A 13,412-nucleotide genomic window follows, 5' to 3' on the forward strand; every position below is an offset into this window, starting at 1 on the left:
GTCGCGACGTGGCAGCGTGGCATGGCGAGGGGGGCGGCGGATCCGAGACCGGAATGGATGGCCACCGAAGGGCGGAAACAGCTCACCGCTGCTCCCGGGCAGCCGCGCGGGCCTCCTCGACGCGGCGCAGGCAGGCTTCCCGGTCGGCTCGGGCCATGGCTTCGGGTACGCGAAGGAGCGCTACCCTTCGCTCGATGGGCATGCAGTAGGTGGTCGCGGTCCACAGCCTCGGGTCGTCGACGCCGCGGAGCGGCTGGAGGTCGGTCCATACCCGAATGGTCTTGTCGTCGGACGCGGTGACGATGCGCTTTCCATCGGGACTGAACATCGCGCTGCTGACCGGGGAGTCGGAGCCACGAAGGAACAGGGGCTCGCTCGTGCCATTGGCATTCCACACTCCGATCATCTTGTCCTGTGACGCCGTGACGACGCGTCCGCCATCCGGGCTGAATACCGCCCATAAAACCCAATGTTCGTGACCGCGAAGGACCAAAGGTTCGCCCGTGCCATCGGCATTCCATACCCGCGCTGTCTTGTCCAATGACGCGGTCACAATGCGCTTACCGTCAGGGCTGAACGCCGCGTTCATCACCCGATCCTCGTGACCGCGAAGGGTCAGGGGCTGGCCCGAGCCATCGGCGTTCCACACCCGCGCGGTCTTGTCCCATGATGCGGTGACGATGCGGGCGCCGTCGGGGCTGAACGCTGCTGTCAAGACCCGATCCTCGTGACCGCGAAGGGTCAGGGGCTGGCCCGAGCCATCGGCGTTCCACACCCGCGCGGTCTTGTCCCATGATGCGGTGACGATGCGGGCGCCGTCGGGGCTGAACGCCGCGTTCAAGACGGCATCCTCGTGACCACGAAGGATCAGGGGCTGGCCCGTGCCATTGGCGTTCCACACCCGCGCGGTCTTGTCCAAAGATGCAGTGACGATGCGCTTGCTGTTGGGGCTGAACGCAGCCGCATAGACCCCATCCCCGTGACCGCGAAGGGTCAGGGGCTGGCCCGAGCCATCGGCGTTCCACACCCGCGCGGTCTTGTCCGAAGACGCGGAAACAATGCGCTTGCCATCGGGGCTGAACGTAGCTGAATTGACCCTTTCGTTGTGACCACGAAGGGCCAGGGGTTCTTCCGCACCGTGCACACTCCATTCCCGCGCGGTCATGTCGTAGGACGCGGTGACAATGCGCTCACCGTCGGGGCTGAACACCGCCGATTCGACCCCATCCTCATGACCTCGAAGGACCAGGGGCTCTCCCGTGCCATCGGAGTTCCATACCCGCGCGGTCCTGTCCTGTGACGCGGTGACAATGCGCGTGCTGTCGGGGCTGAACGCCGCCCCCAGGACCCGATCCTCATGACCTCGAAGGACCAGGGGCTCACCCGCGCCATTGGCGTTCCACACCCGTGCGGTTTTGTCCAAAGACGCGGTGACGATGCGCTTGCCGTCGGGGCTGAACGCCGCCAAAGTGACCCCCGCCTCGTGGCCTCGAAGGACCAGGGGCTTACCCGCGCCATTGGCGTTCCACACCCGTGCGGTTTTGTCCAAAGACGCGGTGACGATGCGCTTGCCGTCGGGGCTGAACGCCGCCGAAGTTACCACTGCCTCGTGACCGCGAAGGACCAGAGGCTCGCCCGTGCCATTGGCGTTCCACACCAGCGCGGTCTTATCATACGATGCAGTGGCGATGCGCTTGCCGTCAGGGCTGAACGCCGCCGAAGTGACTCTCGCCTTGTGACGGCGAAGGACCATGGGCTCGCCCGTGCCATCGGCATTCCACACCCGCGTGGTCTTGTCATACGATGAAGTGGCGATGCGCTTGCCGTCGGGGCTGAACGCCGCCGAAGTGACCACCGCCTCGTGTCCCCGGAGGACCATGGGCTCGCCGATGCCATCGGCGTTCCACACCCGAACGGCATTGTCCTGTGACGCGGTGACAATGCGCTTGCCGTCAGGGCTATAGACCGCATACTTGACCCAGTGCGGGTGGTCGAGCACCGCGCGAGCGACCCAGTTGTGCAGCGTCCACCGCGCGAGAACAGACCACCCTCGCGGCACGTCGGGCGGCTCGACTTCGCGCAGTATCGCGAGCACGGTCGTGGGATCGGCTTGCATCTCGCGCGCCGTGGCCATGCGGGTGGCGTTGCGCGCCTGCAGTGCTTCAGCTCGCGCACGGGCCGCTTCCTGGTCGGCGCGCGTTGCTTGCTGCTCGGCGCGCGTTGCTTGCTGCTCGGCGCGCGTTGCTTGCCGGTCGGCGCGAATCGCCAGGTACGACACCATGATCGCAACCGCGCCCAGCGTGACAGTCACGCCCGTGGTGAGCCGCCGGCGCAAGCGGCGCGCGCGGTCGGCGTGGTCCACGACGGCCAGCAGATAGCGCTCTTCGCGCCTGCTGAGCCCGACGCGCCCATCGGCTCCGCGGGCAGCGCGGCGGCGCTCGTGCCACGCCCTGGCGTCCTGCGCCGTGCGATCGCGCCAGAGCAGCCCCTCGGCCTGACCGCTCGCCTCCCACTGCTGAGCGGCGGAGCGCAGCCGGGCCAGGAACTGCGCATCTTGCTCGCTCTCGGCGAGCCACTGCCCGAGCTTCGGCCACCTCTCGATCAAGGACTCGTGGACCAGCTCCACCGTCGCGCGATCGCTCGCGCCACCGGTCTCCTCGCCAGTTTCGATGAGCAGGAGCCGCGCGCCGGCCAGGCGCTGGACCACCTGCACGACCGCGTCGCCGGCATCACCTTCGCCGTCCTGGGCCAGCTCGCGGAGCTCATCCAGGCTGACCACCGCACGCGTGCGCTCGGGCGTGACCAGGCGCAAGAGCACCGCCCGGGCCAGCCGCTGCTCGCGCGATGGGAGCGCCGAGAGCACCGCGTCCGCGTGGGCCGACAGGGCGCCGGCGACGCCGCCGAGCCGATCATAGCTGTCCCGCGTCAAGACGCGGCGCGCGCGATCCCGCGCCTCCCAGAGCTGAGCGGCCGTGAACTGCAAGAGCGGCAAGGGGCTCCGCGTGCTCTCGAGCGTGCTCAGCATGTGCTCGACCATCTCCGCCGTCTCGAAGCGATGAGCGGCCGCCTCGATCGGCCTCGTCAAGGCTTCGCGCAGGCCGCCTCGCCCCATCGGCGGAAGGAACCAGAGCCCGCGGGTCACGTCGTTCATGAAATGATGATCCTCGGCCATCCGATCGAGGAAGTCCGAGCGGATGGCGAGCAGGACGCGCAGGGGCGACGAGGCGTCGTCAGCCGCAGCTTCCAGGCAGGCGACGAACGCCGCCCGCTCCTCGGGCGCGGCGCCGAGCGTGTAGAGCTCTTCAAACTGATCGACGAAGACCAGGATACGGTGCCCGGGTCCAGCACGGCGACAGCGCGCGCGCAGCCGAACACCCAGATAGCCCGGCTGGGAGCGCAGGGTGGCGAGCAGCTCGTCGTGATCGGGGAGCTCGGGCGGACCCGTCGCCGCGCTGCTCGTGGACTCCGCCCCGGCGACCTGCACGAGCACATCGATGAGCGCGGACAGGGGACGGCGCCCTGGGCGCAGAACAAACGCTTCACAGCGGCCCTCGGATCCCTTCAAGGCCGGGATCACCCCCGCGCGCACGAACGACGACTTGCCTGCCCCGGAGGGCCCGGCGACGGCCAGGAGCGGCTGGTTGCGCAGCCGCGCCGTCGTGGCGGCGATCTCGCGATCGCGGCCGAAGAAGCGCGCCGCGTCCGCCTCCTGGAAGGCGCACAGGCCGGCAAATGGACTCCCCTCCTCGCCGAGGTCGAGCGCCTTTCGACCGGGCAAGAGCGCCTCGAGCTCGGCAAGGAGCTCCATGGCCGAGCCGACGCGCTCGGCCTTGCTCTTCTTCAGGCAACGGTCGACCAGGGCGCCAAGCGCACCCACATCCGGGCGCTTCTCGCTGAGGCGGGGCATCGGAACATCGAGGCTCGCGATGTCCGAGAGCCGCGCGCGCGAGAACGGCTCCAGCGGGTGCTCCCCCGTGAGCAGCTCGTACAGCATGATGCCCACGGCCCACAGGTCAGCGCGATGATCGACATCCCCGCCCAGCAGTTGCTCGGGGGACATGTACCGTGGCGTGCCGACAGCCGCGCTTCTCCGGCGCTGGCCAGCGTCTCCGGCGAGCGCCGCCCGGGCGCTCGTCATCGTCGAGACCACCTTGGCCTCGATCTGCTTGGCGATACCGAAATCGACCACCTTGATGCATCCGGCGTCATCCAGGAGGATGTTCTCCGGCTTGAGATCGCGGTGCACGATCCCGTGCTCGTGCGCGCACACCAGCGCGCGAACCACGGGAATCATGAGCTCGATCACGACGTTTGGCGCCCTCGGGCCGGGCGGCGTGTGGGCGCCGGGCGACCCGGACGCGCCGGGGTGCTCGCGCTGGGCCATCCACTCGCGCAGCGTGCGACCCTTGATGTATTCGAGCACGAGGTAGGGATATTTACGAATCTCATCGACCTCGTGGATGACCACGATGTTGTCGTGCCTGCAGCGCGCCGTGACCCGCGCCTCGGCCAGGAAGCGCTCGATCCTGTGCCCGCTGTATCTGAGCAGGAGCTTGAGCGCGACCAGTCGGCCGAGCTTCGTGTCGCGGGCCAAGTACACGACGCTCATGCCGCCCTGGCCCAGCTTGCGGATGATCTCGTAATGCTTGATGCGGTCGCCGGCCTCCAGAGGCATGACGCCCCTTGCGGGCCCAGCGGACGGTGGCGCAGCCGCCTCCTCCTGGGAGGGCTCAGCGTTGTCTGTTCGCTCCTCCGGCATCTGCGCCGCTGCCAGTCCCGGTGGAAGCGCGGCGCTGCCAGCTCGCTCCGCTGTCCTTCTCGCTGCTCCGATCGCCAGCTCGTCCGGCTTCATCAGGTCTTCCCGGCGGAGCCCGCCCACATCGCAGGCGTCGACCTCGCGCAGCAGGCCGTCGGCCGTGACGTCCCGCGCCGCGATCTCCTTGACCGTCGCCCGTCGCAAGAGGGCGCCGAGCGGGTGATCGAGGAGCGCTCGAGGCATCCTCACTGGCTCACGGCCATCTCGCTGGAGAGCCGCTCCTTCCGGCGGCCCGCCGCGGCCTGCACGCCTGCCCGTGAGGCACTCGAGAAACACGAGACCCCAGGCGTACAGGTCCGCACGCGCCGTCGGCGGGAACCCCCGGCGCTGCTCGGGCGCCAGGTAAGCCTGCGAGCCCACGAGCTCGCGGCCGGACACGGGCGCTTCCTCCTGGTCCGCTCGCGCGACGGCGGCGGCCGCGCTGAAGCCAAAGCCGAGCACCAGGGCGCTCCGCTGCGCCTCCGAGGGCACGACCATCACGTGGGCCGGTCTGAGATCCCCGTGGACGACGCCCTGCCGGTGCGCGCAGCCCAGCGCGTCGAGGACCTGCCTCATCAGGTGCCGCGCCTCCGGCGGCTCGAGCGGGCCCTGGGCCGACAGCAGCTCGGCCAGGCTCTGCCCTGGCACGCGCTCGAAGACCGCATAAAGCTGGCCCTCGTCGGCCTGCCCCGCGTCGATGGGCCGGACGATGCCGGGATGGTGAAGCCGCGCGCAGCGGCGCATCTCCCGCAGAAATCGCGCGCTGCGACGGCGCGCCAGATCCGCGGGGCCGCCGTCCCGGGGGAGGCGCATGATCTTGAGGACGACCGGCTGCCCGCTCGTGATCCGCCGCCCCTCGTAGACGACGGCGAGCCTGCTCTCCCAGAGCAGGGAGAGGATCTCGTAGCAGCCCTGGAACACCGTCCTTGGAGCGAGGTTCTCCTGGTTCATCACAGCCCCTCCGGTCGCTGCCGCCTCGCGCGGTGGTTTCGGGCGAGCGGTCACGCACCGTCAGATCGACGCGTCACGTGGCGCGCGGAGCCGGACGCCCACGGCGGCCCGGCGCCGCGCCGAGGGGCGGGGGCGCGGTGCCCGCCTACTCGAGCCTGAATCGGAAGATGGCTGGCTGGGCCGTGCCTACCTGCGACGCCTCCACGTAGTTGGCCGGCGAGTGATCGCCCCACGAGAACGGCACCGGCACCCATCGGATGATGGGCAGCTGCTCCTTCACCCAGGCGAAGATGCCGACCGCCGCGCTCACGAGGAACGTGCGCGTCTGGCCGGCGATCTTGCCCTCGTACGTCCACCCCTGCCCCGTCGAGCGGTACGCCCTCCCGAAGTGCACGAAGTACCCCGTCGAGAGCGGCGGCAGGCGCGGCACGATGTCGTTGGCATAGACGAATCGAAACAGCCTGTCCCCGAAGAGCTCTTCGGCCCTGGCAGCGAAGCCCGCGTCGCCGATCATCGGCTGCCCGAACGTGTAGACCCCGCGGAGCCGCTGCCGGATCTCCCCGTACTTGCTGTCCGTGAACAGGCGCGCGGCGATGAGGGCCGCCATCGCTGCGCCCAGGCTGTGACCGGTGATGAAGAGCGCCTCCAGCTTGCCCTGGGCCTCGGGCGCATGCCCGGCAGCAGGCGTCGACGCGGCGCTGGGGCGCGGGGATACCTCGGTGCCCGGAAGGACATCACGGATGTACTCGCCGCGGAGCGCCGCGCCGAGGTGCTTGTCGATGATCGACCACATCACATCGACGTTGCGGGCGAAGCCGCCGTGGACGTGCCCGAGCGAGCAATATCGCTGCGACACGACGCTCGCGTCCGTGAGCCAGTTGAAGAGGTTCCCCGGCTCGGTCCCCTTGACGCACAGGATGAGAAGCCGCCTGCACCTGCTCTGGATGAAGCAGACGTCGCTCGCCACGAAGAGCGCATCGTTCCGCACGCTGATCCTCGCGAGGTCCCAGTCGCCGTAAACCGACATCGCCTTCTCCAGCGTGTCCAGATCCGAGTACATCCACGCCGATGCCAGGGACAGGACGAGCGTCGCCTCGGCGTCGGGCTCGCGCACCGCCGGATTCACCCGCAACATCCGCTGGATCGTGCCTTGTTCGGCGGATGGTTCGGCCTCGGCATCCGATCCGGGGGCCGCTGACGGCCCCGCTATCTCCAGACACGGCGTGGCAACGATGGAATCGGTCATGAGCCCTCCCGTCATCAAGAAGCTGCCTGGCTTTCCAGGACGCCGCTTCGTGCGAGTCGGACAGGCAATCACCCTGCCACGGATCCTGTGTGCGCGCTCGACGAGCCTACCGCCGGCAGGTCCTCGATGCCAACCCGGGCGCCTGCGCCTGCGCGCGTCAAGCGACCAGGGCGAACGGGGCGGCATGGACGAAGTCGCTTCGCGACCATGTCGAACGGAGCCGCTTCGCCGCGGCGGGCAACAGCCCCGCCGCGCTCTCTCCCCGGCCGGGCCGACCCATGCCGCTCAAGGCCTCGCAGGGTGTCTCGACGCGCCCAGCCTCGAGAGCAGCCTCAGGCTGCTCTTTCGCTGCATCACCGAGGCGGTGTACGGGGCGTCGGCGTGCTCGCTTGCGTCACGTAAAAGCCCGCGTCCTTCAGGCTCTCTATCATCATGGTGCTGATGCCGGTCACCTGTTGGATTTGCTCCCAGCTGCTGAACCCCCCGAGCTCCTCGCGCTTCTGAACGATGATCTGCGCGCCTTCCTCGCTCACCTGGCTCACCCGTTGAAACTCATCCGTGCCCGCCTTGTTGATGTCGGTCGTGTCAGCCATTCGCGCCTCCGGGCAAGCTCTGTGACTGCGGTCCTTTGGCCCTTGCCCGCCCAGAGCCTGGTGCAGCGTGCTTGCGATGGGGAGGGGCCCCGCGGCGTCGAACAGCAGGACCTGACCGGGCAGCCGCTCGGCGCGGGGGCTGCAAGCGCCGGCGGCGACTCCAGGCGAGCGGCGCGTCGACCATCGGCTCGAGCTTGCTCGCACCTTCGAGGCCGGCGACAGGCCGACCGGTCGACCGATCGCCTCGTGAGCGCCACGAAGTTCGCGGTCCCGTGCCGGATGTGCTCTCGACTTGGACACAGCTCCCTGACACCGGGCAGCTTTGCCCAGGTCGAGACTAGCAGGATCGAGAGCGCACCATCGCTGCTGTCCGCGCGAGCCACGCTGCGGGATCTCTCGCGTGGTAGGGGTGCTCCGACGGCTCGATGTCGTCGAGGAACTTGCGGTAGATGGTCGCCTGGCGGGCCGCAGCGACGGGCGCGAGCAGCTCGGCGGCGCGCTCGGGGTCGGAGCCCGGGATCGCGGCGCGCCACGCGCGGCTCCAGGAGCTCCGGAGCGGCTCGACGGCGCCGGGCGGGGCCCCGTCGAGGAACGCTGGCTGATCGAGCAGCGGATGCCCGACGCCGCTGTCGCCCCAGTCCAGCAGGACGGCCGACGTCGCGTCGCCGCGGGCGTTGCCCACGTGGAAGTCGCCGTGAACCAGCGTATCGGGCAGCCCGGCCTCGGCGAGGCGAGCGAAGCGCTCGGGCAGGCCATCGACGAAGCTGTCGAGGGTCGCCCGATCGCCGGCGGACAGCTCGGGCGTCCGACCCACCACGTCCGCGATGAGCCGGCTCAGGGCCGGCGCGCGCCAGTCCGGCAGCCCCAGCGAAAGGAGCTCGTCGACCTTCCGGCTCGCGTCGCGCTGCAGCCCGACGAGCAGCGAGACCAACCTCTCCCGGACGGGCAGCTCGGCCTCGTAGAGATCCTCCCCCGGGATCTCGAGCATCAGGATCCGCCGGCCGTCGTGGCCGAGGAGGGCCGGCACGGGTCCGCCCGAGAGACGCGCGATCACGGCCCCCTCGTGCCCGAGGAAGGGAGGGACGTGCTTCAGCCAGACCGTCTGGTCGCCGGCACGGAGCCGCCACAGGCTCGACAGGTTCCACGACCGCACCTGCTCGGCGGGCGCCGTCCGCGCGAGGCCCCGATCGCGCAGGACGGCGTCCGCCCACGCGAGGTCGCCTGCAGGCCCGCCCGGCCGCGCCCATGGCTGCCGGAGCGGGTGGTCGTCGAGCGCCCCGCGCCACGGCTCGAGGCCGGGCGGCGGCGCGTCGATCTCCGCCTCCGCGAGGTAGGTGACCGCCCCGCCGTGGGGGGCCGGGAGCTCGGCGGCGAGCATCCGGAGGACCGTCACCTGGAGGCCGAAGCGCTCGCGGGCACCCTGGACGACCGCTTGCGCGTCCTGCCACCACGGCGTCGCGACAGGATAGGGCGGCAGCGCTCCAAGGAGCTCACCCCTCGCCGTGACGAGGACGAGCCGAACGACGCGCGGGGGGTGGGGCAGCATCGAGCGATGATAGCGAACCCGTGGCGTCGCTCGCGCGCGAGCGCTCGGCCCCGCAGCGAACGGCCGGCGTCGCTCGCGCGCGAGCGCAGCGCTCGGCCTCGCGGCTCAGAGCCGCTCCGCCGCGACGGCGGCCCTGACGGCGCGCTCCAGCGCCTCGCCGTCCTCGGGCGAGAGGGCGCGCATCGCGCCGGGGAACGCCGCCTCGAGGTCCACGAGCACGTCGAGGGCCGCCTCTTCGTCGACGGCGGCCCGGTCGTGGCGCCCCACCTTCGACGCGGCGGACGAGAGGCGCGGGCCGTTCACGAGCCGCTCCCCCCAGCGGATCAGCGTGGCGAGGTCGACCTGGCGCTCCGGGTCCCACGGCGCGCTCTCGTCGAAGCGATCCTCGCGCATCTCGGCGATCTTGCGCTTCAAGGCCATGTAGGCCGCGGCCGGCATGCGGACGTCGGGCTTGGCCACCAGCCCCTCCGCGAGGTTCTCCGGGCCGAGGGGCGGCAGCCCCAGGGCGGACGCGACGCGCGACGGGAAGCGCTCGGGCACGGCGGCGATCTCCGCCTTGCGCCCCCGGGCGAGCAGCGGGGGCATCATGAACCCCGCCGCGGCGGCGACCGGGGCCGCCTCGCTCCAGGCCAGGAAGGCGTCCTCGCCGGCATCGACCGCGCGCAGCTCGAAGGGCGCCCACCGCAGGTCGGGCGCGTACCAGACCCCGGTCTGCACGGGGCTCACGCCGCCCGAGGGCACGTCCGGATGCGGGTAGCCGCCGCCGAAGAGCTCGCCGTAGAGGACGAGCCGCGCCGCGCCGACCGTGGCGTACGCCGCGCGGGCGGCGTCCCGGAGCGACGCGCGGAGCAGCTGCCAGCCGAAGAAGGGGTCCTCGTCCCGGAGCCACTCCTTGCGCTTGCCGAAATGGACGCCGGCCGCGTCCACGCCGATCACGAGCTGCGCGCCGTGGATCTTCTCGAGCGCGACCCAGGTCGGGGCGTCGCTCGCGCCGAGGCACGGCATCTTCGGGAAGGGAAGGAACTCCATTTCCGGCGACGATAGCGCCGACGGCGCGGCTTCCAGCGACGATAGCGCCGACGGCGCAGCCGCTCCTCGGACGCCGGGGTACCGGTCAAATTTTGACAGGGGACGGGGAGGCAGGGAGAAAAAACCTAGCAAATCTCCCCGCCTCACCGTCTCCCTGTGATCTTTCTCGGGCAAAATCGATCCCCACCGGCGCCGGGGATGGTGCGTCGCGTCGTCCACCGCAGAGGAGCACGCCAATCCCCGCTCCGCCCGTGCTGCGATCCGCTGGCGCGGCCAGCGCGCGAGGCGCTTGACTTCCGGGAAAGCGTAGGAGTTCCTTAGCCATCAGGGGGTCACCATGTCCGCTGAACCCAGCCGGGCGCCGCCTGCGCCTTGCTTTCGCCTCCTGCTGATCGAGGACAGCGCCATCGCTGCCTCGGTCGTGCAAAGCCACCTCGACGCCGTGCCGTGGCAGCGCGCCGAGCTCGCGCACGCGGAGACGCTCGCCGCCGGGCTCGCGCGCGTGAACGAGGGGTGGGATGTCGTCCTCCTCGACCTGTCCTTGCCCGATGGGGAAGGCATCGAGGTGGTCGAGCGGGTGCGGGCGGTCGACCCCCATGTGCCCATCGTGGTGCTGACGGGCCATGACGACGTCCGCCTCGCGGAGCGCGCGCTCGGCGCCTCGGTGCAGGATTACCTCGTGAAGCGGGGCCTCGACGCGGATTCATTGTGGCGAGCCATCCGCTATGCGGTCAGCCGTCAGCAGCTCCTGACGCAGCTCGCGCGGGCGATGGCGGAGGCCCGGGAGAACGAGGCCAACCTGCACCAGCTCATCGCCCGGAGCGCCGATGGGGTGATCGTGCTGGATCCCTCCGGGACGGTGCTCTTCGCGAACCCCGCTGCAGAGTCGCTGCTGGGCGACGGGCGCCCCGTCGCCGGGCGGGGCTGTCCGGCGGCGCTCTGCGCCGGCGAGACGAGCCTGGAGATCGGAGGGCAGCAGGTCGCCATCGACGTTCGCTGGGTCGACGTGGACTGGCAGGGGCGCCCCTCGCGCATGGCGCTCCTGCGCGACGTGACCGGGCGGCGCCGGGCCGAGGAGCTGAGGTCACGGCTCGAGCGCAGCGAGCGGCTCGCCGCGGTCGGCCAGCTGGCGGCGGGCGTGGCCCACGAGATCAACAATCCTCTCGCGTACGTGGTGGCCAACCTCGAGCTGCTCGCCCGCGAGGTGCGGCGGCTGGCCGACAGGGGCGTCGCCGCCGAGCACCTCGCCCAGCCGCTCGCGGACGCCCGCCACGGCGCGGCGCGTGTGATGGACATCGTCGGGGATCTCAGGGTGTTCGCGCGCGCGGAGGCGAACGAGGCGATCGGGCCGACCGACGTCAACGCGGTGATCGAGAGCGCGCTCAACATCGTGCATTCCCAGATGAAGCACCGCGCGCGGGTCGTGCGCGAGCTCGCCCCGGTGGCTCCCGTGAGCGGCGCGGAGGGGCGCCTGACGCAGGTGTTCGTCAACCTGCTCATCAACGCGGCGCAGTCGATCGGGGAGGGGCGGGTCGCCGACAACGTCGTCGAGGTGCGGACCCGCGATCAGGGCCGGGAGGTCGTCGCGGAGATCGTGGACTCTGGCTGCGGCGTGCCCGAAGAGCACATGCACAGGCTGTTCGAGCCGTTCTTCACCACGAAGCGCGCGGGGGAGGGGACGGGGCTCGGACTCGCGATCTGCCGCAACATCGTCGAGTCGTGCGGCGGCACGATCGGCGTCAGCAGCAAGGCCGGCGTCGGCACCTGCGTCCGCGTCCGGCTGCCCGCCTGGGCGAGCGCCGAGCGCACCCCTCGTCGCGCGCCGCCTGCGCCCGCGCGGGATGACGAGCCGACGCGGCGCGCCCGGATCCTGATCGTGGACGACGAGCCCCTCCTCCTGCGCGCGCTGCGTGGGCTCCTCGAGGCGTCGCACGAGGTCGTCTGCGTGCGCTCGGGCCGAGAGGCCCAGAGGACGCTCCGGCTGGACTCGGCCTTCGATGTCGTGCTCTGCGACATCGTGATGCAGGAGGGCACGGGGATAGAGCTCCACGAGTGGATCGAGGCGGAGCTGCCGGCGCTCGTCGACCGGGTGCTGTTCATGACCGGAGGGGGCACGAGCGAGGTGAGCAGGCGGTTCCTCTCGGCCCGCGCGGGACGTGTGCTGCCGAAGCCGATCAACCCGGCGGAGCTGCTCCGGCGGATCGAGGCGCTGCTGCAGGCGAGAGCGGCAGAGCCCGAGAGGATGTAGCGACGAGCCCGGGGGCGGGAAGGTGGGAATCGGGGCCGGCCGGGAAGGGGGGAGTCGGACCCCGCCCCCCGGCGCGCTGTTGGCCGCGCGCCGCGCGCCGCGCGGCGCGGGCTCATGTCCCGCCGCAGGCCTCGTACTCCGCCTTGCACGCGTCCGCGCCCGCCTGCTGCACGCACGCCCTGCAGTCCGCCGCGATGCCCCGGCCGGCGCACTCCGTCTCGCACTCCTCGGCGCACACGCCCGTCGCGCAGACGCAGGCGATGAGCGCGTCCGTCTCGGCATCTTGCAGGGGATCCGTGTTTGGATCGCAGCCTTGCACGCACGCGCAGCAGATGCCGTCGCCAGGGCAGCAGCCGTCGCTGCGCCCGAGGGGACAGCGGCAGGCGCCGCCGCCTTGCTCCATGCACGGCCCGTAGCCGCTGCCGTCGGCGAGGCACGTGGCGACACCCGGCGCGCTGATGGCGTGACAGGTGCAGGACATGGTCTCGCCAGGAACGCAGGTCGCGCCCGTGGCCGAGCTGGAGGTCGTCGAGCTTTCGCTGGTCGAGCTGGAGGCCGTCGAGCTTTCGCTGGTCGAGCTGGCGGTCGACCCGCCGCTCCCGGTCGGGTCGGGGTCGGTCGTCGTGGAGCCGCACGCGGTCGTGAGCGCAGCCGTGAACAAGCAGAGGAAAAGGATGTTTCGCATCGGCGCCCCCTATAGCGCGCCGCCCTCGCGGCCGTCGAGGGCCATCACGGCGCGCTCCCGTCCCGCGCCCTCCCCCGCACCGAGCCGCTCGCCGCGGCATCTCGTCATGAAGTCTGGTTCGTCAATGCCCTTTACATTACTTCACGAGCGCGTCATGACGCGGAGCGGCCGGCGGGCGTGTCCTCAGCGCTGGAGTCCGTGGATCCCGGCGAACGAGCGCGTGCTCGGGCGCCCGGGTGGTCGCGGGCGGCGCCGCGTGAGAGAGCGTGCTTGCCTGACGAGCAGGATGCCCTATGTTCGCGCCTGCTCGCGTCCCCGC

At 71.0% G+C, this 13,412-nt stretch carries 7 protein-coding genes; 1 reads left to right on the top strand and 6 read right to left on the bottom strand.

Annotation, left to right across the window (positions count from 1 at the left end; genetic code table 11):
- Positions 1-82: 82 nt before the first annotated feature.
- From POL72_RS23950 to POL72_RS23970, 5 genes are all read right to left on the bottom strand, one after another.
- Positions 83-5,746: an nSTAND1 domain-containing NTPase gene (locus POL72_RS23950; RefSeq protein ID WP_272097839.1), complete on the bottom strand. Its 5,664-nt coding sequence runs from the start codon at positions 5,744-5,746 to the stop codon at positions 83-85.
- A gap of 145 nt (positions 5,747-5,891) precedes the next feature.
- Positions 5,892-6,881: a lipase family protein gene (locus tag POL72_RS23955; protein ID WP_272097840.1), complete on the bottom strand. Its 990-nt coding sequence runs from the start codon at positions 6,879-6,881 to the stop codon at positions 5,892-5,894.
- A gap of 464 nt (positions 6,882-7,345) precedes the next feature.
- Entirely contained in the window at positions 7,346-7,585 is a 240-nt protein-coding gene (locus tag POL72_RS23960; protein WP_272097841.1) for a ComEA family DNA-binding protein, read from the bottom strand.
- 337 nt (positions 7,586-7,922) lie between these two features.
- On the bottom strand, positions 7,923-9,131 hold the full coding sequence (locus POL72_RS23965; RefSeq protein ID WP_272097842.1) for a phosphotransferase: 1,209 nt from the start codon (positions 9,129-9,131) through the stop codon (positions 7,923-7,925).
- A 105-nt stretch (positions 9,132-9,236) separates the two neighbouring features.
- The gene (locus POL72_RS23970; protein ID WP_272097843.1) at positions 9,237-10,160 is read right to left on the bottom strand and encodes an RNA ligase family protein; all 924 of its coding nucleotides are present in this window, start codon (positions 10,158-10,160) and stop codon (positions 9,237-9,239) included.
- A 337-nt stretch (positions 10,161-10,497) separates the two neighbouring features.
- Here POL72_RS23970 and POL72_RS23975 point away from each other — a divergent pair, with 337 nt between their 5' ends.
- Entirely contained in the window at positions 10,498-12,408 is a 1,911-nt protein-coding gene (locus tag POL72_RS23975; protein ID WP_272097844.1) for a response regulator, read from the top strand.
- 112 nt (positions 12,409-12,520) lie between these two features.
- Here POL72_RS23975 and POL72_RS23980 read toward each other — a convergent pair whose 3' ends face one another.
- On the bottom strand, positions 12,521-13,093 hold the full coding sequence (locus POL72_RS23980) for a hypothetical protein (RefSeq protein ID WP_272097845.1): 573 nt from the start codon (positions 13,091-13,093) through the stop codon (positions 12,521-12,523).
- Positions 13,094-13,412 lie beyond the last annotated feature (319 nt).

The organism is Sorangium aterium, from assembly GCF_028368935.1.
Classification (GTDB): Bacteria; Myxococcota_A; Polyangia; order Polyangiales; family Polyangiaceae; genus Sorangium; species Sorangium atrum.

Excerpts from the sequence above, each read along its gene's own strand:
- POL72_RS23960 (WP_272097841.1), bottom strand. The coding sequence starts at position 7,585 with ATGGCTGACACGACCGACATCAACAAGGCGGGCACGGATGAGTTTCAA.
- POL72_RS23965 (WP_272097842.1), bottom strand. The coding sequence starts at position 9,131 with ATGCTGCCCCACCCCCCGCGCGTCGTTCGGCTCGTCCTCGTCACGGCG.
- POL72_RS23980 (WP_272097845.1), bottom strand. The coding sequence starts at position 13,093 with ATGCGAAACATCCTTTTCCTCTGCTTGTTCACGGCTGCGCTCACGACC.
- POL72_RS23950 (WP_272097839.1), bottom strand. The coding sequence starts at position 5,746 with ATGAACCAGGAGAACCTCGCTCCAAGGACGGTGTTCCAGGGCTGCTAC.
- POL72_RS23970 (WP_272097843.1), bottom strand. The coding sequence starts at position 10,160 with ATGGAGTTCCTTCCCTTCCCGAAGATGCCGTGCCTCGGCGCGAGCGAC.
- POL72_RS23955 (WP_272097840.1), bottom strand. The coding sequence starts at position 6,881 with ATGTTGCGGGTGAATCCGGCGGTGCGCGAGCCCGACGCCGAGGCGACG.
- POL72_RS23975 (WP_272097844.1), top strand. The coding sequence starts at position 10,498 with ATGTCCGCTGAACCCAGCCGGGCGCCGCCTGCGCCTTGCTTTCGCCTC.